Here is a 19,221-nt window from a genome sequence, read left to right on the forward strand (position 1 = left end):
GAAGGAACTCGGATGGCCCTCTTCACCGACGAGCCGTTGACGGCCCCGTCGCGTCGCGATCGCCGCTCGCTCGCCGAGCGCATCGGATGGAGCGCCCTCACCGTCGCGATCGTGGTCGGCATCCTCTTCGCGCTGATGCCGTCGCCGTACGTGATCGAGCAGCCCGGGCCCGTCTACGACACCCTCGGCGTGGCCGAGAATGCCGACGACGAAGAGGTGCCGCTCATCGAGATCCCCGATGAGACCACGTATCCGACCGACGGCGAACTCAACCTGCTCACCGTCTCGGTCTTGGGCAGGCCCGGGCAGACGCCGAACTGGCTCGAGGTGCTCGCCGCGTGGTTCGACCGCACGCGCTCGGTGATGCCGGTCGAGTCGATCTTCCCGCCCGGCATCAGCAACGAAGACCGCGACGCCCAGAACGAGGCGGCCATGGTCGATTCGCAGCAGGACGCGATCGCGGCGGCGCTCGCCGAGCTCGGCTACGAGTTCCCGCGCGAGGTGACGGTCGCGGGGCTGCTCGAGGGCTCGCCCGCCGACGGCATCATCGAAGACGGCGACGTGATCGTCTCGCTCGACGGCACCGAGGTGCACTCGATCCGCGAGCTCCAAGACGCGGTGCGCGAGCACGGATCGGATGCCCCGGCGCAGATCGGACTCCTCCGGGATGGCGCCCCGCTCACTGTCGAGGTGACGCCCATCTCCCGCAACGGCGTCGCCGTGCTGGGCGTGGGCGTGCGCATGCACTACGAGTTCCCCATCGATGTCGAGCTGCAACTCGACAACGTCGGCGGCCCGAGCGCCGGAATGATGTTCGCCCTCGGCATCGTCGACAAGCTCACCCCCGGCGCGATGACCGGCGGCGAGATCGTCGCAGGCACCGGCACGATCGACTCCGCCGGCGATGTGGGCGCCATCGGCGGCGTCCGCCAGAAGCTCTGGGGCGCCGAGCGCGCCGGAGCCGACTGGTTCCTCGCCCCCGAGGCGAACTGCGACGAGGTCACCGGCAACGTTCCCGATGGAATCACCGTCTTCGCCGTGTCGACCCTCGATCAGGCTCGCGTGATCGTCGAAGACCTCGCCGACGGCACCGTCACCGGCTCCTACGCGTCGTGCCCTGCCGCCTGAACAGGTGATTCAAAGGACTCGACCCTAGGATGGAGTCTCATTCCCAACCCGACCGAACATGAGGCCGAGAGTGTCAGCACAGCCGCAAGAACCGAGGGCACAGCGCAGGCGCGCCCCGATCGCCATCACGGTCGGCGCCGTCGCCGTGCTCGTGATCGCGTTCTTCGCCTTCGCCGGAATCTACGCCGATGTGCTCTGGTACGACCAGCTCGGCTTCCTCTCCGTGCTCACGACCGAGTGGGTCGCTCGCATCGTGCTCTTCCTGATCGGCTTCCTCGCCATGGCAGTGCCGGTCTGGGCATCGATCCAGATCGCGTACCGCACGCGGCCGGTCTACGCGAAGCTGAACTCGCAGCTCGACCGCTACCAAGAGGTCTTCGAGCCGCTGCGCCGGCTCGCGATGTACGGCATCCCGGCCGTGCTCGGCATCTTCGCCGGGGTCTCGGCCTCGAGCCGCTGGGAGCTCACCCTCGCGTGGCTCAACCGCACGCCGTTCGGCACCACTGATCCGCAGTTCGGGTTCGACGTCGGCTTCTTCGTGTTCGAGCTCCCCTTCTACCGATCCATCGTCGGCTTCGCCTCGGCGGTCGTGCTGCTCTCGGTGCTGCTCGTCATCGCCACGAACTACCTCTACGGGGCCCTTCGGGTCAGCGGCCGCGAGGTCGTCATCTCGAAGTCCGCCCGCATCCAGATCGCCGTCACCGCGGGCCTCTACCTGCTGCTCCAGGCGGTCAGCATCTGGCTCGACCAGTACGCGACCGTGACCGAGACCGGCTCGCTCATCACCGGCGCCTCCTACACCGACGTCAATGCGACGATTCCCGGCCGAGGCATCCTCGCGGCCATCGCCGCTGTCGTCGCCGTGCTCTTCTTCATCACCGCGATCATCGGCCGCTGGCGCCTGCCGCTCGTCGGCACGGCGCTGCTCGTGGTGTCGAGCCTGCTCATCGGCTCGCTGTACCCGTGGGTCGTGCAGCGGTTCCAGGTCGACCCGAGCGCCCGGTCGCTCGAAGAGCCCTACATCCAGCGCAACATCGACCTCACGCGCGACGCGTACGGCGTCGCCGATGTCGAGGAGATCCCGTTCGAGGCGAAGACCAACGCCGAACCGGGGGCACTGCGGGCCGATGCCGCGACGACCGCGAGCATCCGCCTCATGGACCCGCTCGTGATCGGGCCCGCCTTCCAGCAGCTCGAGCAGTTCCGGCAGTACTACCAGTTCCCGTCGGCACTCGACGTCGACCGCTACGAGATCGACGGCAACGTGCAAGACACCGTCGTCGCGGTGCGCGACGTCAACCTGTCGGGTCTGGGCGACGCGGAGACGTGGTTCAACTCGCACCTCGTCTACACGCACGGCTACGGGCTCGTCGCGGCGGCCGGCAACCAGCGCTCGGTCGACGGACAGCCGGTGTTCCTCCAGTCCGGCATCCCGTCGTCGGGCGCGCTCGGCGACTTCCAGCCGCGCGTGTACTTCGGCGAGAGCTCGCCGCCGTACTCGATCGTGGGCGCGCCGAAAGACGCGAAGCCGATCGAGCTCGACTACCCCTCGGGCACCGAGGGTGCCGACCAGACGCAGACGACCTTCGAGGGTCAGGGCGGCCCGAAGCTCGACAACGCGTTCACGAAGCTCGTCTACGCGCTGAAGTTCCAGTCCGAGCAGATCTTCCTCTCCGACCAGGTCACGACCGACTCGCAGATCCTCTACGACCGCGATCCCGTCGAGCGGGTGCAGAAGGTCGCGCCGTACCTGACGCTCGACTCCGACAGCTACCCGTCGGTCGTCGACGGCAAGATCGTCTGGATCGTCGACGGCTACACGCTCTCAGACCAGTACCCGTACTCCAACAAGGTCAGCATGAGCGACGCGATCGCCGACAGCGAGACCCAGGCTCCGACGCTCGCGTTCGACGAGGTCAACTACATCCGCAACTCGGTGAAGGCCACCGTCGACGCATACGACGGAACGGTGACGCTCTACGCCTGGGACGACGAGGATCCGATCCTGCAGACCTGGCAGAAGATCTTCCCGACGACGATCGAGCCGATGTCGAAGATGTCGGGCGACCTGATCAGCCACGTGCGCTATCCGTCCGACCTGTTCAAGGTGCAGCGCGAGGTGCTCGGTCGCTACCACGTGACCGAGGCGGTGCCGTTCTACTCGCGTGAAGACGCGTGGACGACCCCGAAGGACCCGACCGCCGAGGCCGGCAGCACGCTGTTGCAGCCGCCCTACTACCTGACGATGCAGATGCCCGGTCAAGACGACCCGAGCTACTCGCTGTACTCGACGTTCATCCCCGAGGCGCGGGGCGAGCAGAGCCGCAACGTACTGCGCGGATACCTCGCGGTCGACTCCGATGCGGGCAGCAGCAACGGCGAACGCGCCGATGGGTACGGCAAGCTCCGGCTGCTCACCCTGCCCGAAGACGACAACGTGCCCGGCCCCGGTCAGGTGCAGGCGAAGTTCAACTCCGACCCGACCGTGTCGCAGTCGCTCAACCTGTTGAAGCAGGGCCAGTCGAATGTCATCAACGGCAACCTGCTGACGGTGCCCGTCGGCGGCGGCCTGCTCTACGTGCAGCCCGTCTACGTGGAGTCCACCGGCAACACGAGTTACCCGTTGCTGCAGAAGGTGCTCGTCGCGTTCGGCGACCAGATCGCCTTCCAGGACACGCTCGATCTCGCGCTCGACGTGCTGTTCGGCGGCGACTCGGGTGCTGATGCCGGCGACAACGAGGTGGATCCGGGCGCCGAGCCCGCACCGCCCGCTGAGGGCGAGGAGCCGGCCACGCCCGAGACGCCGAGCGGCGAGGTGCAGGCGCTGCTCAACCAGGCGTCGCAGGCGCTGAAGAACAAGCAGGCGGCACTCGCCGAGGGCGATTGGGCCGCCTACGGCGCGGCCGATGCCCAGCTCGCCGAGATCATCGCGAAGCTGCTCCAGCTCACTTCAGATCAGTGAGGTGAGCGTCGACCCGATCGTTCGCCAGGCCCTCGACCGCCTCTACCCGGGCGGCCTCGAGGGCCTGCGGGTGCTGCACCGATGTGATCGACGACCCGAGCGATGACGCCGACCCCGAGGCGGTGCTCGCCAACGGGCGCACGCGGGAGTGGATGCATCCGCTCAGCGAGGTCTTCGGCGCGCTTCGCGACGCGGGGCTCGACATCGAGACGTTCACCGAGCATTACCGCGTGCCGTGGCGCATCTTTCCGGCCACGGTCGACCTCGGCGAGGGCATGTTCGGCTGGCCCGCCGAACGATGGCTGCCGCTCTCGTACGAGCGCGTCGCGGTGCCGCACGCCCAGACGGCCGCGACCGGCAGCTGAGGCTGCCGACCGCGGCCGTGGCGTCGCGGCCGATCAGTCGAGCGGGCCTGCTTCGGCCGCGCGCAGGGCGTCGCCGAGCGCGCCGCCGAGTTCGTTGCGGTAGTCACCCGAGAGGTCCCACCACATCGCGCCGCCGAAGCCCTGGGACGCGAGCCACTCGGCCTTCGCGGTGACCGAGTTCGGGTCGTCGAGGCTCCACCACTCGCCGCTCGTCGCGTCGAAGCGCCACGAGGCGCCGAGCGCGGGGTCGAAGTAGCCCTCGCCGACCTCGCGGATCTCGTAGTACGGCTTCGTGCCGAGCGAGCCGGTCGTCGCCTGCCATGCAGAGTCGCCGACGCTGACGCCGCCCCAGCCCTGGCCGTAGGCGGCGAGGCCGAGATTCAGCTGGTCGGCGCGAGCGCCTGCCGCCGTGTAGAGCCCGATGGCGTTGTCGAGGGCGAGACCCCAGTTGTGGTCGCCGTCGGGGTGCAGGTTGCCCTGGTGGCCCGTGGTGCCGGTCCAGCCGCCCGCGTAGTCGTAGCCCTGTACGTTCAGCCAGTCGACGACATCGAAGAGGCGAGGGTCGGTCCATCCGCCGGCGTTGGTGTTCCAGCCGCCCGCCGGGGCGAACGCGGTGAGCAGGTAGTCCTCGCCGGTCGCTGAGCCGTAGGCGTCGAGCTGGGCGCGGAACTCCTCCATGAGGGAGAGGAAGTTCTCGCGGTCTTCGGGCTTCGCGTTCGCCGTCTCGCCGCCGTTGACCGGCCACTCCCAGTCGACGTCGATGCCATCGAAGACCCCTGCCGCCGCGCCGGGCCCGCCGAGCGACCCGACCTGCGGCAGGTTGCCTTTGAGATAGACGTCGATGCACGAGGAGACGAGGGTGGCGCGGCTCTCGGGAGTCGATGCCGCGGCCGAGAAGTTGTCGGACCAGGTCCAGCCGCCGAGTGAGATGAGCACTTTCGTGTCGGGGCTCGCCTCCTTGAGCTTCTTCAGCTGATTGAAGTTGCCGGCAAGTCGCTGGTGCTTGTTCGACTTGTCCTTCTTGCCGTCGACGGAGTCGTCGGCGGAGACGAGTCGAAGGTAGTCGTTCCGGGCGTCGCCCTCACCCGGTGCATCCGTGATCTCGCACTTCAGGTTCGTCGTCACGTTGCCGAAGGCGTAGTTGATGTGGGTCACGTCTTCGATCGCGCCCGTGCGCAGGAGGTCTTTGATCTGGAAGTCGCGGGTGACCGGGGTGTCCGACATGAGGTAGCCGACCGATCGGTACCCGTTGATGTCGGTCGGCCCGGCCGGGTCGGAGCTGCCGTGATGGCCGTGGCCGTTTCCGTGGGCGAGGGCGGGGGAGACCGCCGAAGCGGCGAGGAGCGCAGTGGCTGCAGCGGTGATCGCGGCCCCGCGAAGCAGATGGCGTGGTGACATTGAATCCTCATCGATCGTCGTCGGGGGCCGTGCTGCGCCCCAGTGCGGAAGGGTTGGGGCGACAGTAGCAACGCTCGATCGGTTTAGAAAGAGTCCTAACAAAGTGTGGAGGATCGCGCGGGTGAGGGGCGGCGATCACTGTGCGCAGTCGACAGGCAATCGCGAGAGGTGTGCACTCCGTGCACCAGCTCGGCGCGGTGCTGGCATCGGAGATTCTGAGGCATCCGATGCCCCACCGGCTCGATTGGACGACGCTTTGTCGCCGTGCTAGTGTTATCTCTTGTGCCGCGGGGTGGAGCAGTTCGGTAGCTCGCTGGGCTCATAACCCAGAGGTCGTAGGTTCAAATCCTGCCCCCGCAACCAATACCGATGAAATCCCGGTCTCGTCAGAGGCCGGGATTTCTTCGTTTCGGCACGGATCCGCGTCGATGTCGTGGTGATCGCGCGCCCGGCTTCGACGGCTCGAAGCCCGAACGCGCGGATGTCTGGGGAGTCGCCGCGCTCTACGATCGCGGCATGTTCAGGTCGTCGGGGTCGACGTCCACGTCGCCCTCGTCGTCGGGCCCGCCCGTTCCGGGCACCGCACGCACGTCGTCCGGATCGATGTCGGGGTCGAGGTCCGTTGGATCCCCGTCATCCTGCTTCGCAGCCGTTTCCGCCTCGCTCGCCGGGCTGTAGGCGACGTCCTTACGGGTCTGCTGCGCGTCACCCAGCGGTGCCGGCTCCTCGCGGGCCGCTTCAGGATTCTCAGCGGATCGGTTCTCGTCCTGTGCTCGCATGGCGCGAGCATACGTCGAGGAGTGCACCATCGGCGCCCCCTTGACAGGCGCCTTCTCGACAGCCGATCGCGAGGCCGAACCCGCTCAGGGGCGTAGGTCCGGATCCGTTCCGAGGACGCCGGTATCGGAGGCCGGAGCCTCGAAGGCGCCGGGTTCGGATGCCCGAGCACCCGATCCGACGCCGCCGGTATCCGTCGTGTCGCCGCCGTGGATCTCGCCTCGCCACCCGCCGGTGGCCCGATGGTGTTCCTCGATGAAGTCCTTGAATCGGGCGAGGTCGCGCTTGACCTGCATGTCGTCCAGTTGCAGTGTCGCTCCCGCCGCTTCCACGAAGCCCTCGGGCTCCCATTCGATCTCGAGATCGATCCGCGTGCGCTCAGCACTCACCGGCGTGAACCGCACTCGTCCGCGGTGAACGACTTCGCCGACGCTCGACCACGAGACGTGGCCGTCAGGCACCTGATCGCCGATCTCGGCGTCGAACTCGCGCTTCACGCCGCCGATCGAGACGACCCAGTGGGTCATCACGTCATCGATCTGCCGGATCTCGACGACGCCGCTGAGGAACTCCGGGAAGGATTCGAACTGCGTCCACTGGTCGTACGCGACGCGCACGGGGACGCCGACCTCGGTTGATGCCGTCACGGTCGTGCTCATGTTGTCGCCTCCGGTTCTGGGCGCGGTTACGCCCGGCGGCCACGGTACGGCCAAGCCCGAACGGCCACGAGGGGCTTGCCGCCGCCAGATGCGGCTGCTAAACGGGAGGGAGACGAGAAGGAGCGGCGATGTCGAACACGGAAGACGGCGCAGGCGAGGCCGGCGCAGCGGGAATCGAACGATGGTGGCCGCATCTCTCGATCCCGGCGAAACACCGACTGCTCGCAGATCTCGACGCGGCGCTCGATGCACAGACCGTCGATGAGATCGAGACGATCACCGGCGGCACGGCGCCGACCCGTTTGTCACCGGCCGAGCGCGACTTCGTGCGGACTCAAGTGGAGGCCGTCGACTGAGCCGAACTCCTCGACGCCTCCGCTCGACTGTCAAGCCCCTGCCCGCCGGTTTCACTCGCGACTAGGAACGAGTGCATGAGAGCAGTCACTTGGCATTCACCCCGTTCCGTGGAGGTCGCCGAGGTTCCCGACCCGGTGCCGGTCGAGCCGACCGACGCAGTGGTGCGGGTGACCTCGACGGCCATCTGCGGTTCGGATCTGCACCTCTACGACGTCTTCGGACCGTTCATGCATCGCGGCGACATCCTCGGTCACGAAGCGATGGGGGTCGTCGAGGCAGTCGGGGCCGCCGTTCGCCGCGTGGCTGTCGGCGATCGCGTGATCGTGCCGTTCGTGATCGCATGCGGCGCGTGTCGCATGTGCGCTCGAGGCCTGACCACGCAATGCGAGACGACCCAGAACACGGAGTACGGCACCGGCGCGATGCTCTACGGATACACGGAGTTGTACGGCCGGGTGCCCGGCGGCCAGGCCGAGTACCTGCGGGTGCGGCTCGCCGATGCGAATGCCACGGTCGTCGGCCGCGACCTCCCTGATGAGCGCTACCTCTTCCTGACCGATGTGCTGCCGACGGCCTGGCAGGCGATGCGCTACGCGAACGTTTCGCCCGGCGACACGCTCGCGGTGCTCGGGCTCGGCCCGATCGGCCAGATGGTCGTGCGCATCGCCGGGCATGAGAACGTGCGCGTCATCGCCGTCGACCCGGTCGCCGAGCGACGACTGATGGCCGAACGCTACGGAGCCACGACGCTCGACCTCGACGATGCCGTGCTCGAACGCATCAGGGAGCTGACGCAGGGCCGTGGGGCCGACGCGGTCGTCGATGCCGTCGGACTCGAGGCGCACGGCAGTCCGGGCGCTGCGCTCGCGCAGAACACCGTCGGGGCGCTGCCGAGTGCCGTCGCCAAACCGCTCATGACCAAGGCCGGAGTCGACCGCCTCGCGGCGCTCCACCTCGCGATCGAAGCCGTCGTTCGCGGGGGCACCGTGTCGGTCGTGGGCGTGTATGCCGGCAATCTCGACCCGATGCCGATGATGACGATCTTCGACAAGCAGTTGACCATGCGTTTCGGCCAGGCGAACGTGCAGCAGTGGCTCCCCGACCTCATGCCACTCGCCGAAGCGGAGAGCGATCCGCTCGGACTCGAGGACTTCGCCACGCATCGCTTGCCGCTCGCGCGAGCTCCGGAGATGTACGAGCAGTTCAAGCAGAAGACCGCCGGATGCATCAAGGTCGTGCTGAAGCCCTGACCTGACGAGCCGCGCGAGAAGCGCTTCTGTCAAGCCCCTTCTCGCCTCCCGAGAGCAGACGTACCGTGAGCCCGTCGCTCGGTCCCGAGTGGACGGTTCGAGAGGGAGACCCGAGATGTATCGACGTCAGGCACGGGCCACAGGAGTGGCCGGCGCGGTGATCATCGCACTCGCGTTCAGCGGCTGCGCCGTGGGAACCGGCGGGGCCGCCGGATCGGACGAGGCCGACTACGACTCCGAAGCCGAACTCGGCGGGGAACTCTCGGTCATGGGCTTCTCCGGCGTCGATGAAGTGGCGACATCCCGTGTCGAGTACGCCGAGGCCGAGCTCGGCGACGTCGACGTGAAGCTCATCGAGGGCGACCTCGACATTCAGCAGTTCCTCTCCGCGGTGGCGTCCGGAGAGCCACCGGAGTTGCTCTACGCCGATCGCGACCAGATCGGTTCGCTGGCGGCACGCGGTGCGATCATCCCGCTCGAGCGGTGCATCGACGGCGAAGGCATCGACATGAGCGAGTTCAGGGAGTCGGCGGTGGGCCAGGTCACCCTCGACGGCGAGGTCTACGGCATCCCCGAGTTCAACCAGGTGCAGGTCACGATGGCGAACGCGGATCTCCTTGCCGCTGCCGGGCTCTCAATCGACGCGGTGAACGGTTCTGACCGCAACGCGATGACGCAGGCGAACCTCGCCCTCATGAAGAGCGACGGTGGTTCACTCTCGGTCATCGGCGTCGACCCGAAGATGCCCGAGTTCCTGCCGTTGTGGGTCGCCGGTGCCGACGGATCGCTCCTCTCCGACGACGGTCGCACCGCCATGCTGGACTCGCAGGAGGCCGTCGACGCCCTGACCTGGGCCGTGGACCTGTACGACGCCCAGGGCGGTTTCAGTGCGGTGAAGGCATTCCGCGATTCGGCCGACTTCTTCGGCGAGGGCAACCAGTTCGCGACGAACGCACTGGGCGCGATGCCGATGGAGCAGTGGTACATCAACGTGCTCAACGAGGTTTCGCCCGACGCTCCGTTGGCCTTCGACACCGTGCGCACGACGGCCGGGGAGCCGATCGCGTTCGCAGGCGGGTCAGCGTGGGCCATCCCCTCGGGCACCGAGAATGCCGCGGCGGCGTGCCGCTGGGCGAAGGCGATGACCTCGCTCGACGCGTGGCAGCTCGCCGCGGAGGCCCGTCTCGCGACCCGCGAGGGTGAAGGCAAGCCCTTCACCGGGATCCTGACCGGCAACAGCGTGGCCGACGAGCAGATCCGCGAGATGATCACGTCGGGCGGTGAACCGTGGGATGCCGGGGTCGAGGCGATGTACGAGGCGAACGACCATACGGTGTCATGGCCCGCCAGCCCGGCCGATGCCGAGTTCGAGCAGGCGATGCAGGATGCCGTGAACAGCGTGCTCAACGGTGAGGCATCGCCCGAGGAAGCCCTCGCCGATGCTCAAGAGACTGCGCAGCAGGCTCTCGACGAGGGTTGGGAGAAGCTCGAGAGCCGCGAGCAATGACCGGCACCGAAGTCCGGGTGGACAGCGCGCACATCGCACGGCGCACCGTGACCCCAGAGGAGCGGGAACGCGGCCGGAGGCGGGCGAGTCGGAGAAACCTCCGGTCCGCGCTGCTCTTCCTCAGCCCGTGGATCGTCGGCTTCGTCGTCTTCACCGCATGGCCGATGATCTACAGCGCCTACCTCTCGCTCACCGACTACGACGTCATCAACATCCCGGAGTTCGTCGGGCTTGCGAACTACGCCGAGATGCTCAACGACCCGAAGCTGCTCCTCGCGCTGCAGAACACCGTCTTCTTCACGGCCGTGCAGGTGCCGTTGTACATCATCGTCTCTCTCGTGCTGGCCCTGCTCCTCGACCGGGCCGGACGATCGTCGAGCTTCTTCCGCACCGTGTTCTTCCTGCCGAAGATGACGCCTCCGGTCGCGGTGGGCGTCTTGTTCCTGTTGTTGTTCAACGGTCAGAACGGCCTCCTGAACACCGTGCTCGGCTGGTTCGGCATCGATGGTCCGGCGTGGACGACCGACCCTGCGTGGGTCAAGCCGGGCCTCATCCTGATGTCTCTCTGGACCATCGGGGCCTCCGTCATCATCCTGCTCGCCGCGCTCAGGAACGTGCCGGAGATGCTCTACGAGTCGGCCAAGCTCGACGGCGCCGGCTTCTGGCGCACCTCGATGAGCGTGACGCTGCCGATGATCAGCCCGGCGTTGTTCTTCATCATCATCGTCAACACCATCGCCGGGCTGCAGACCTTCGACGAGGCGTACACGGCGTTCTTCGGAGCTGGAAACACGACCTACAGCAACGACGCGGCGCTGTTCTACGTCATCTATCTCTTCCAGCAGGCGTTCGAGTTCCTGCATATGGGATACGCCTCGGCGATGGCGTGGGGGCTGTTCCTCGTGATCATGGTCATCACGGCGGTGCAGCTCATCGTCTCGCGCCGATTCGTCTACTACGAGGGGGACCGATGAGCGGGCTCGAAGTCGATCTTCCGGTCGCGGGCGGCCGGGTACCCACGCCGCTGGAATCCGCCGTCACGGCGGCAGGCTCGACGGCAGCGGAGGTCGAGGAGCTCCGAAGGCGCGGGCCTCGTCGGCGGATGTCGCCTGGCAGGTTGTTCTCGTGGATCGCCCTGGCGCTGCTCGGCGTGGTCTTCATCTATCCCTTCGTCTGGCTCGTCAGCGCATCCTTCAAGCCGCGAAGCGATGTCTTCGACAACCGGCTGATCCCCGAGACGTTCACGTTCGACAATTACATCCAGGTCTGGCAGGAGGCGCCGCTCGCCCTGTGGCTCGCCAACACGGCGATCGTCACGGTGCTCGCTGCGGTGACGGTGACCTTCTCGAGCGCCATGGTGGCGTGGGGGTTCGCCTACTTCCGCTTCCGCGGGCGGGGCGTGCTCTTCGGTTTCGTGCTCGCGACGATGATGTTGCCGGGAGCCGTGACGATGATCCCGACATTCCTCATCTGGAACGCACTGGGGCAGGTCGGCACCTTGACGCCGCTCTGGGCGGGCAACCTCTTCGGCAGTGCGTTCTACATCTTTCTGCTGCGCCAGTTCTTCCTCGGACTCCCGCGCGACCTCTTCGACGCGGCACGGGTCGACGGAGCGACGCAGTGGGGCGTGTTCTGGCGTATCGCGCTGCCGCTCTGCCGGCCCGCCCTCGCCGTGACGCTCGTGTTCGAGGTGCAGGCGGTCTGGACCGACTTGATGCGAGCGCTCATCTACCTGCGCGATTCGGCCACGTTCACCGTTCCCCGGGGCCTGAAGTCGCTCGTCGACGCCTTCGGATTCGGCGGCGAATGGCATTGGGAGATCATCGTTACCGCCAGCGTCATCACGACGGTGCCGATGATCATCGTGTTCTTCCTCGCGCAGCGCCAGATCATCGACGGTGTGGCATCCACCGGGTTGAAAGGCTGACCCGCGGGCAGCGACTGCTCTCTCTACGGGGGTTCGGCACATCTCGACTCCTTCCCGCCAGATCGATACTCTTGCGCAATGCGACCGCTGAAGTACTCCATCAACGTCACGCTCGACGGCTGCGTCGATCATCGGGAGGGCATCGCCGATGAGGAGTTGCACCGCCACGCAGCCGGCAACCTCGCACGGGCCGATGCTCTGCTGTTCGGCCGGGTGACGTACGAGATGATGGAGGAGGCATGGCGGCCCCCTGCTTCAGAGGCGATGCCCGATTGGACCCAGCCGTTCGCCCGCACGATCGACCGGGCGAGGAAGTACGTCGTGTCGAGCAAACTGGCCCGGGTCGATTGGAACGCGGAGCTCGTGCTCGGGGATCTCGGACCGGCCGTGCAACAGCTCAAGGACCAGCCGGGCGACGGTCTGCTCGTGGGCGGGGTGACGCTCCCGACGGCACTGGCCGAGTTGGGGCTCATCGACGAGTACGAGTTCGTGGTGCAGCCGAGGGTGGCGGGCCATGGCCCGACCCTGTTGGCGGGGCTGTCGAAGCCGCTCTCCCTGACTCTCGTGGGCCGTGAGGAGTTCAGTTCGGGCGCCGTGGCGATGCGGTACAGGCCGAGAACCTGAGGCGGGCGCGAGCCGTTTCCTCGGCTTTCACTCTGAATGGATGATGACCGCCGCCGCATCCGGTCATACCGTGTGGTCGCGCGCAGGTTCGACGGGCGTGCAGATCGGGGTCGTCATGTGGTGGAAGCGCAAGCGATCGAAGGCCGCGACGGTGCAGCCCGCCCTCGCGACGGCGACCGTGGCCCCTGGCGCGGCTGTGCCGGGTGCGCCGGCCGTGCCGCGGGACGAACACCGCAACGCGTTCATCCTCATGGGCATCGGCGGTGGCACGCTCGCCGTCTTCGGCATCGCCGCGATCGCGGGCATCTTCGCCCCCGTCTTCTTGGCGTTCGTCCTCACCATCTGCGTGCATCCGTTGCGTCTCTGGCTCGAGGCCCGCGGCGTACCGCGCGGGCTTGCGACCGGCTCGGTCATCCTCGCGGTGACGCTGCTGCTCGTTGCTTTCGGGTACGCCGTCCTCATCGCGATCGGCCAGTTCGGCGCGCTGCTGACCGACTTCAGCGACGAGATCGCGGCGTTCGGCCAGACGTTCGCGGACTGGCTCACCTCGATCGGCATCGGCGCCGACGAGGTGAGTGCGATGTTCGCGGACTTCGACCCGTCGACGGTGGTCGGCTTCCTCGGCGGTCTCGTCGGCGGGATCACCGGGTGGGTGTCGGCCTTGGTCATCATCTTCACGATGCTGCTGCTCATGGCGATGGATGCGGCGTTCCTGCCCCATCTGCACCGGCAGCTGCAGCCGATCCGCCCGCTCGTCGTCACCGGGTTCGTGAACTACGGCGACAACGTGCGCCGGTACATGGTCGTGACCACGGTGCTCGGGCTCGCGCAGGGCATCATCAACTGGATCGCCCTGCTGATCCTCCAGGTGCCCGGCGCATTCATCTGGGGCCTGCTCGCCTTCATCTGCTCGTTCATCCCGAACATCGGCTACTTCCTCGCCCTGATCCCGCCGATCATCTTCGGCGCGCTCTCGGGCGGTTGGCCGACCGTGATCGCGGTGGTCATCGTCTACGGGGTCATCAACGGGGTCGTTCAGTCCGTGATCCAGCCGCGTGTCGTCGGCAAGGCGGTGAGCCTCAGCCAGACGATCACCTTCTTCTCGGTGTTGTTCTGGGCCGTCGTGATCGGTCCCATCGGAGCGATCCTCGCCATCCCGCTCACCCTGCTCGTGCGGCTCCTCCTCGTGGACTCCAACCCCTCGATGAACTGGATTCGGCCGATGCTCGGCGAGCTCGACGAGACGAAGCAGATCATGGCCGAGTCCGACGCCGAATCGAAGGCGGCACGCGCCGAGCGGAGAGCCTCGAAGGGGAGTGGTGCCGGTCGCGAGGCGCCCGCGGCGGATCGGGGATCCGATGCCTGAGAAAGGGGAGGAAAGCTTGGACTACACCGACCGCTTGCAACGGCTGGCGATTCATGACGAACGGCTCGACGTCGCGGACTTCGGCGACGTGATGGGCGATCCGACGACGCTCGATCCGAAGACGATGGCGCTCGCCAGAGTCGCCGCGCTCGTCTCGGTCGGCGGAGCCGCACCTTCGTTCGGAGCCCACGTCGACGCGGCGGTCAGTGCCGGTTCGACGGCGGCGGAGATCGTGGACATGCTGGTCGGCGTCATTCCGATCGTCGGGCTTCCCAGAGCGGTCGCCGCGGCACCGAAGATCGCGCTGGCGCTCGGCCACGACCTCGAGGTCGATGTCGTCGGCGACCCGGCGGTCGCTCGCCGGGTCGGCAGGCGGGCCGGTGACGGCGGCGACCTGACGGCGGCGACCTGACGGCGGCGACCTGACGGCGGCGCGCCCGACTAACCGCCCAGCAGCCCGAGTTGCGTCGCCCGGTCCACGGCCCCGCTCCGGGTCGAGACGCCGAGTTTGCGGTAGATCGAACCGAGCTCCGAGCTGACGGTGTTGCGCGAGACGAAGAGCCGCTCGCCGATCTCCCGAACGGAGAGGTGCGTCTGCAGGTAGGGCAGCAGGCGCAGCTCGGCCGGGGTGAGGGGCGGTCCGCCGTCGCCGAGCTGCTCCTCGCTCTCGGAGATGAGACGCGCGAACTCGCTCACCTGATCGAGGAGCGCGCCGAGGTCGGGACGATGGAGCAGGATGTCCTCGATCTCCCGCATCAGGTGATGAGCGACCGCATGATCGCCCATGGCCCAGTAGACCCGCGCGAGCTGCAGCCGCACCCGCACGGCGAGCGCAGGCATGGCGTGCGTGCATGCTGGGCGGGCGCGCATCGCACTGGTGAGCTCGCGGCGAGCCGCCGTCAGGTTTCCGTGATGGAGGTCGAGCCGGGCGGCTTGGGAGAACGCGAGGACCGCACTCGCGTAGTCGTGCATGCGGCGCTCGTCGATCGCTTCGCGCGCGGTGCGCACGTGCTGCGCTCCGGCCTCCCAGTGCCCCCGGTCCATCGAGAGCATGGCGAGCTCGGCTTCGCCGGCGATGCGCACGTCGGTGTTGCCGAAGGTCGCAGCGAGCAGCGAACCCTCGCGGAGCACGGCTTCGGCGCGCGTGGCATCGCCCACGAGGAGCAGCGCCTCGCCCAGCAGCACCAGCGCCTGATCGCGCCACGGACTCCAGCTCGGCTCGGCTGCGTAGGCGAACTCGGCGTCGGCGAGGGCACGCGCCGGACCTGACGCGCACATGAACGAGCTGAGCATGGCGCGTGCCGACTCGAACGACGCCGAGCCGTCGTCGGGCACGAGATCGTACGCGGAACGATCGAGGATCACCGCCCAGCGTTCCGCCTCGGCCGTCTGCCCGGTGAGCACCGTGATCCAGCCTGCGAGCACGGCGACGGGCGGATACGCCTCGATCGCCGCGTCGCCGATCGAGCCGAGCCAGCGCTGCACGGTCGCGAGCTGTCCGGCCTGGTACGTGGGCAGAGCGGTCGCCGCGACGAGGCGCACGGCTCGGGGGCGCTCCGACGGCAGATCGATGAGGTACTCGATGGCCTTCGCCGACGATCCATGCGCCTCGAACCAGCCTGCCGCTCGAACCTGCAGCTCGACCGCAGCATCGGGTTCGATCCGGCGGAGTTCGCCGAGGAGGAATTCCCGGAAGATCGCGTGGTACCGGTACCAGCCTCGTCGTCGATCGAGGGGAACGAGGAAGACATCGGAGTCCTCGAGTTCTCGAAGGACTTGCTGAGCATCGTGCGTTTCGAGGATCGCGTCGCAGAGCGGTGCCGAGAACGTGTCGAGCACCGCGGTGCGCCGAAGGAAGCGCTGCTGGTGCTCGGGCAGGCCCGCGAGCGACTCCCGGTAGAGGTAGTCGGCGACGTACCGGTCGTCACCCGACAGCGCCCGCGGTGGCCCGCCGCCCTCGCTCGCGATCGCGGCCGCGAGCACGACCCCCACCGGCCACCCCTCGGTGCGCTCCACCAGCATGCCCGCGTCTTCGGAGGAGAGCTGCAGACGGGTGCTCGCGAACACTGCTTGGGCGCCGGAGGCATCCAGAGCCAGCTCGCTCGAGGTGATCTCGAAGGCGTCTCCGGCTGCGCGGGCGCGAGGCAGGTGCGATTGCTCGCCGCGACTGGCGGCCACGAGCTGCGCGCCGGCCGGCACGCCCCCGAAGACCACGCTGAGCACATCGTGGCACGCGGGGTCGCGGATCTCGTGGAGGTCGTCGAGCATCAGCACGAACGGATCGGGGCTGGCCCGCAGCGCGGCGGCCAGCAGCGGCGCCCCGCGCCCGAGCGCCGAGATGCCGTGCCCCGTGACCTTTTCGGAGAGCCGGGCCGCGCTCGGCGTGATGCGCGAGAACGCCGACGCGAGCAGCGCGAGCAGCGCGGCGGGGTCGTCGTCGTAGCGGTCGAGCGAGACCCAGGCCACGGGCCGGCTCTCACGGCTCGCCCACTCGGTGAGCAGGCTGGACTTGCCATAGCCTGCGGGAGCGGTGACCCCCACCACCCGCCGTCTGCTCGAGCGCGCGGCATCGATCAGCGCGGCGCGACTGACGTGGCCTCGGGCCGGCGGCTCGGGGGCTGAGAGCTTGGCATCGAGCAGCTGCTGGTCGAGTTCGAGTTTCGGTGTGCTCGACGCGGGGGCTTGACCGCGCACGATCGAAGCATATTGACCGGCGCGGCTGCGGACAATGCCCATGTCCGGGCGTGTCGTCACACCGGATGCACCGAACCGCGTGCATTCCGCGCGCGAATCGTGTTCACGCGATCTGCGTGATGACCAGCGTCTCGATTACCGACACGCTTGCCACTGTTCAACCGAATCGCCGGTCGGCGGAGATGTCGACGGCGCCGAGCCAGGAGGGCACCAGAGCCATGAGCACTGCACAACAACCCACGGGATGGGTCGGATGGATCGGCTTCGCGGCGATCATCCTCATCTTGAACGGAGCGTTCAGCGCGTTGCAAGGCCTCGTCGCGCTGGTGGGACCCAACACCTACTACAGGACGACCGAAGAGGGCCTTCTCATGTTCGACCTGACCGGATGGGGGTGGTGGAACCTCATCATCGGAGCGCTGCTGATCGTGACCGGCGTGGCGCTGCTCTCCGGGGCGACGTGGGCGAGGGTCGTGGCGGTCATCCTCGCCGGGCTGAGCGCCCTCGGACAACTGTTCCTCGTGCCCGCCCAGCCATGGTGGTCGGTCATCGTCATCGGCATCAACGTCCTCGTCATCTACGCGATCACCGCACACGGCCGGGAGATGGCGGTGGCGAACGGGTAGCCGACGCGCCTCGGCACGCCGGGGCGGCACGCCCGGGGGCGGGCGTGCAGAAGGCCCGGAACCACGTGGTTCCGGGCCTTCCCTGATGTCGTCAGTCGCTCGCCGACACCGCTCCGGTGACCTCGGGAACCTCGTCGCGCTTCGGTGTGCGGATCAGCACGATCGCGAGCACGCAACCGATGAGCATCGCGACGCCGGCTGCCACGAACGCCGCCGAATAGCCGCTGACGAACGATTCCAGCTGGCTCGCCGAACCGGCGACGACCACCCCACCCGCCGCGGCGGCGTATGCCGTCGTGAAGATCGAGAGGCCGAGCGAGCCGCCGATCTGCATCGCGGCGTTCGCCGTGGCGCTCGCGGCGCCGGCGTCGTGCGGTGCCACCCCGGCGAGGGCGAGGTTCTGCATCGGCACGAAGAGCATCGCCATGCCGATGCCGAGAAGCACGAGCGCCGGCAGCACCTGAACGAGGTAGTTGCCGCCGACGGTGATGAAGCTCAGGAAGAAGAGCCCGGCTGCCGCGAACAGCGGGCCGCCGATCATGAGCGGCCGGGCGCCGACCCGCGACAGGAACCGGGTGGCGAGCGGCGCCACGAGTGAGATCACGATCGTCAGCGGCAGGCTCGCGAGTCCGGCCATCAGCGGCGAGAAGCCGAGCACGATCTGCAGGTGGAACGTGAGGTAGACGGTGGCGCCGATCATGACGCTGCCGGCGATCGCCTGCAACAGGAACGCACCACCGCGCACCCGGTCGAGCACGATGCGCAGCGGCAGCAGGGGCTGGGCGACACGCGACTCGATCCACACGAAGAGGGTGAGCAGCAGGATGCCCCCGACGATGAACCCGATGGTGCCGAGCGAGACCCAGCTCTCCTCGGCGAGCGTGAACCCGTAGACGAGCGAGCCGAGGCCGAGGGCGACCGTGATGACGCCGAGCCAGTCGTACCGGTTGTCGCCCTCGGCCTTGCTCTCGGTGACGAGGAGCATGCCCGCGATGATGCCGACGACCACGATCGGCACGTTGACGAGCAGGCACCACCGCCAGTCGACGAACTCGGTGAGGAGCCCGCCGAGCACGAGGCCCACGCCGGCGCCGGCGCCGGCGACGGACCCGAAGACGGCGAATGCCGTGTTGCGGTCGCGACCGCCGGGGAAGGCGACGGTCAGCAGGGCGAGTGCCGCGGGCGCCATCATGGCGGCGAACACGCCCTGGAGGCCGCGGGCGAGGATCAGTTCGCCACCGGTCTGGGCGATGCCGCCGATCGCGGAGGCCGCGCCGAAGCCGACCATGCCCACGAGATAGGTGCGCTTGCGACCCCAGTAGTCGGCGATCCGACCGCCGAAGAGGAGCAGGGCCCCGAATGCGAGGGCGTATGCGGTGACGACCCACTGGCGCTCGACGTCGGTGAGGCCGAGCGCGCGCTGCGCCTCGGGGAGCGCGATGTTGACGATGGTGCCGTCGAGCACCACGATGAGCTGGGTCAGCGCGAGGATCACGAGGACCCACCAGCGCCGGGACGAGGATTCGGACATGGGCGTAGCGGCCTTTCAGAGGAGCGCGTGAATGCCGGGGTTTCCAGCCC

At 68.0% G+C, this 19,221-nt stretch carries 17 protein-coding genes and 1 tRNA gene; 13 read left to right on the forward strand and 5 right to left on the reverse strand.

Going from position 1 to position 19,221, the window contains the following annotated elements:
• The first annotated feature begins 12 nt into the window (after nt 1-12).
• The 3 genes from DCE93_RS04310 to DCE93_RS04320 all read left to right on the forward strand — a co-directional run bounded on the left by DCE93_RS04310 (nt 13) and on the right by DCE93_RS04320 (nt 4,455).
• Nucleotides 13-1,128, forward strand: a complete 1,116-nt coding sequence (locus DCE93_RS04310; protein ID WP_108594801.1) for a YlbL family protein — start codon at nt 13-15, stop codon at nt 1,126-1,128.
• Between the two features lie 58 nt (nt 1,129-1,186).
• Nucleotides 1,187-4,090: a UPF0182 family membrane protein gene (locus tag DCE93_RS04315; RefSeq protein ID WP_108594802.1), complete on the forward strand. Its 2,904-nt coding sequence runs from the start codon at nt 1,187-1,189 to the stop codon at nt 4,088-4,090.
• 83 nt (nt 4,091-4,173) lie between these two features.
• Nucleotides 4,174-4,455: a hypothetical protein gene (locus tag DCE93_RS04320; protein ID WP_108594803.1), complete on the forward strand. Its 282-nt coding sequence runs from the start codon at nt 4,174-4,176 to the stop codon at nt 4,453-4,455.
• Nucleotides 4,456-4,488: 33 nt separating this feature from the next.
• On the opposite strand, the gene DCE93_RS04325 is transcribed toward DCE93_RS04320, so the two are convergent.
• Nucleotides 4,489-5,853, reverse strand: a complete 1,365-nt coding sequence (locus tag DCE93_RS04325) for a glycoside hydrolase family 18 protein (RefSeq protein ID WP_108594804.1) — start codon at nt 5,851-5,853, stop codon at nt 4,489-4,491.
• A gap of 286 nt (nt 5,854-6,139) precedes the next feature.
• On the opposite strand from DCE93_RS04325, the gene DCE93_RS04330 reads away from it, so the two are divergent.
• A tRNA-Met gene (locus tag DCE93_RS04330) sits at nt 6,140-6,216 on the forward strand.
• Nucleotides 6,217-6,356: 140 nt separating this feature from the next.
• Here the strand turns inward: DCE93_RS04330 and DCE93_RS04335 are convergent.
• Both DCE93_RS04335 and DCE93_RS04340 read right to left on the reverse strand, forming a co-directional pair.
• Nucleotides 6,357-6,632, reverse strand: coding sequence for a hypothetical protein (locus tag DCE93_RS04335; protein ID WP_205647473.1), 276 nt, complete (start codon nt 6,630-6,632; stop codon nt 6,357-6,359).
• A gap of 84 nt (nt 6,633-6,716) precedes the next feature.
• Nucleotides 6,717-7,289 carry an SRPBCC family protein gene (locus DCE93_RS04340; RefSeq protein WP_108594805.1) on the reverse strand — a complete coding sequence of 191 codons (573 nt, stop codon included), beginning with the start codon at nt 7,287-7,289 and terminating at the stop codon, nt 6,717-6,719.
• Nucleotides 7,290-7,417: 128 nt separating this feature from the next.
• On the opposite strand from DCE93_RS04340, the gene DCE93_RS04345 reads away from it, so the two are divergent.
• The 8 genes from DCE93_RS04345 (at nt 7,418) to DCE93_RS04380 (ending at nt 14,732) form a co-directional block, all read left to right on the forward strand.
• Nucleotides 7,418-7,645 carry a hypothetical protein gene (locus DCE93_RS04345; protein ID WP_108594806.1) on the forward strand — a complete coding sequence of 76 codons (228 nt, stop codon included), beginning with the start codon at nt 7,418-7,420 and terminating at the stop codon, nt 7,643-7,645.
• 75 nt (nt 7,646-7,720) lie between these two features.
• Nucleotides 7,721-8,896, forward strand: a complete 1,176-nt coding sequence (locus DCE93_RS04350; RefSeq protein ID WP_108594807.1) for an alcohol dehydrogenase catalytic domain-containing protein — start codon at nt 7,721-7,723, stop codon at nt 8,894-8,896.
• Nucleotides 8,897-9,011: 115 nt separating this feature from the next.
• Nucleotides 9,012-10,403, forward strand: coding sequence for an ABC transporter substrate-binding protein (locus tag DCE93_RS04355; protein WP_108594808.1), 1,392 nt, complete (start codon nt 9,012-9,014; stop codon nt 10,401-10,403).
• Nucleotides 10,400-11,377 carry a carbohydrate ABC transporter permease gene (locus DCE93_RS04360; RefSeq protein WP_108594809.1) on the forward strand — a complete coding sequence of 326 codons (978 nt, stop codon included), beginning with the start codon at nt 10,400-10,402 and terminating at the stop codon, nt 11,375-11,377. Before DCE93_RS04355 ends, DCE93_RS04360 begins: the two co-directional genes overlap by 4 nt.
• Complete coding sequence (locus DCE93_RS04365; protein WP_235825343.1) at nt 11,374-12,330, forward strand: carbohydrate ABC transporter permease; 957 nt, start codon at nt 11,374-11,376, stop codon at nt 12,328-12,330. Before DCE93_RS04360 ends, DCE93_RS04365 begins: the two co-directional genes overlap by 4 nt.
• Before the next feature lie 78 nt (nt 12,331-12,408).
• The gene (locus DCE93_RS04370) at nt 12,409-12,954 is read left to right on the forward strand and encodes a dihydrofolate reductase family protein (protein WP_108594811.1); all 546 of its coding nucleotides are present in this window, start codon (nt 12,409-12,411) and stop codon (nt 12,952-12,954) included.
• A gap of 40 nt (nt 12,955-12,994) precedes the next feature.
• The gene (locus tag DCE93_RS04375) at nt 12,995-14,320 is read left to right on the forward strand and encodes an AI-2E family transporter (RefSeq protein WP_108594812.1); all 1,326 of its coding nucleotides are present in this window, start codon (nt 12,995-12,997) and stop codon (nt 14,318-14,320) included.
• The gene (locus tag DCE93_RS04380; protein ID WP_244284236.1) at nt 14,271-14,732 is read left to right on the forward strand and encodes a carboxymuconolactone decarboxylase family protein; all 462 of its coding nucleotides are present in this window, start codon (nt 14,271-14,273) and stop codon (nt 14,730-14,732) included. The genes DCE93_RS04375 and DCE93_RS04380 overlap by 50 nt, the downstream gene beginning before the upstream one ends.
• 29 nt (nt 14,733-14,761) lie before the next feature.
• Here DCE93_RS04380 and DCE93_RS04385 read toward each other — a convergent pair whose 3' ends face one another.
• Nucleotides 14,762-17,014 (reverse strand): winged helix-turn-helix domain-containing protein, encoded by a 2,253-nt coding sequence (locus DCE93_RS04385; protein WP_108594814.1) that lies wholly within the window; start codon nt 17,012-17,014, stop codon nt 14,762-14,764.
• A gap of 218 nt (nt 17,015-17,232) precedes the next feature.
• Here DCE93_RS04385 and DCE93_RS04390 point away from each other — a divergent pair, with 218 nt between their 5' ends.
• A complete protein-coding gene (locus tag DCE93_RS04390; protein ID WP_108594815.1) occupies nt 17,233-17,640 on the forward strand; it encodes a DUF7144 family membrane protein in 408 nt (135 codons plus the stop codon).
• Nucleotides 17,641-17,731: 91 nt separating this feature from the next.
• On the opposite strand, the gene DCE93_RS04395 is transcribed toward DCE93_RS04390, so the two are convergent.
• Entirely contained in the window at nt 17,732-19,171 is a 1,440-nt protein-coding gene (locus DCE93_RS04395) for an MFS transporter (RefSeq protein ID WP_108594816.1), read from the reverse strand.
• Between the last annotated feature and the right edge of the window lie 50 nt (nt 19,172-19,221).

The organism is Agromyces badenianii (genome assembly GCF_003070885.1).
Taxonomy (GTDB): domain Bacteria; phylum Actinomycetota; class Actinomycetes; order Actinomycetales; family Microbacteriaceae; genus Agromyces; species Agromyces badenianii.

Bases quoted from the DNA above. Each gene is read 5' to 3' on its own strand.
- DCE93_RS04315 (WP_108594802.1), top strand. From the start codon at position 1,187: ATGAGGCCGAGAGTGTCAGCACAGCCGCAAGAACCGAGGGCACAGCGC.
- DCE93_RS04325 (WP_108594804.1), bottom strand. From the start codon at position 5,853: ATGTCACCACGCCATCTGCTTCGCGGGGCCGCGATCACCGCTGCAGCC.
- DCE93_RS04365 (WP_235825343.1), top strand. From the start codon at position 11,374: ATGAGCGGGCTCGAAGTCGATCTTCCGGTCGCGGGCGGCCGGGTACCC.
- DCE93_RS04390 (WP_108594815.1), top strand. From the start codon at position 17,233: ATGAGCACTGCACAACAACCCACGGGATGGGTCGGATGGATCGGCTTC.
- DCE93_RS04355 (WP_108594808.1), top strand. From the start codon at position 9,012: ATGTATCGACGTCAGGCACGGGCCACAGGAGTGGCCGGCGCGGTGATC.
- DCE93_RS04310 (WP_108594801.1), top strand. From the start codon at position 13: ATGGCCCTCTTCACCGACGAGCCGTTGACGGCCCCGTCGCGTCGCGAT.
- DCE93_RS04335 (WP_205647473.1), bottom strand. From the start codon at position 6,632: ATGCGAGCACAGGACGAGAACCGATCCGCTGAGAATCCTGAAGCGGCC.
- DCE93_RS04340 (WP_108594805.1), bottom strand. From the start codon at position 7,289: ATGAGCACGACCGTGACGGCATCAACCGAGGTCGGCGTCCCCGTGCGC.
- DCE93_RS04345 (WP_108594806.1), top strand. From the start codon at position 7,418: ATGTCGAACACGGAAGACGGCGCAGGCGAGGCCGGCGCAGCGGGAATC.
- DCE93_RS04350 (WP_108594807.1), top strand. From the start codon at position 7,721: ATGAGAGCAGTCACTTGGCATTCACCCCGTTCCGTGGAGGTCGCCGAG.
- DCE93_RS04370 (WP_108594811.1), top strand. From the start codon at position 12,409: ATGCGACCGCTGAAGTACTCCATCAACGTCACGCTCGACGGCTGCGTC.
- DCE93_RS04360 (WP_108594809.1), top strand. From the start codon at position 10,400: ATGACCGGCACCGAAGTCCGGGTGGACAGCGCGCACATCGCACGGCGC.
- DCE93_RS04375 (WP_108594812.1), top strand. From the start codon at position 12,995: ATGATGACCGCCGCCGCATCCGGTCATACCGTGTGGTCGCGCGCAGGT.
- DCE93_RS04395 (WP_108594816.1), bottom strand. From the start codon at position 19,171: ATGTCCGAATCCTCGTCCCGGCGCTGGTGGGTCCTCGTGATCCTCGCG.